1 protein-coding gene is annotated in these 326 nt (G+C 65.6%); it reads left to right on the top strand.

What is annotated here, in order from left to right; all coding sequences use genetic code 11:
* The coding region (locus tag KW824_RS20675) for a VCBS domain-containing protein (RefSeq protein WP_218410887.1) at window positions 1-326 on the top strand (326 nt) is incomplete at both ends.

Here is a 326-nt window from a genome sequence, read left to right as displayed (position 1 = left end):
GACCGGCACCCTGAGCGTGACCGACGTGGACGGCGCCGACGAGGCCAAGTTCCTGGCTGGCAACGGCACCCCGAGCGCTGGCGCACTGGGTAGCCTGACCATCACCGAAGGCGGTGCCTGGACCTACCAGGTCGACAACAGCAAGGTGCAGTACCTGGGCGAAGGGGAGACCAAGGTCGAGACCTTTGTGGTCACCTCCGTGGATGGCACCGAGCACACCGTCACCATCACCATCACCGGCGTCAACGATGCGGCGGTGATCACCGGCAGCGACACTGGTGCGGTCACCGAAGATGAGAGCACTCCGCTGCTGACCGAGACCGGCA

Origin of the sequence: Aeromonas sp. sif0611 (assembly GCF_019218845.1) — a bacterium.
In the GTDB taxonomy this organism is placed as follows: domain Bacteria; phylum Pseudomonadota; class Gammaproteobacteria; order Enterobacterales; family Aeromonadaceae; genus Aeromonas; species Aeromonas media.
This window is presented reverse-complemented; position numbering and strand designations above follow the sequence as displayed.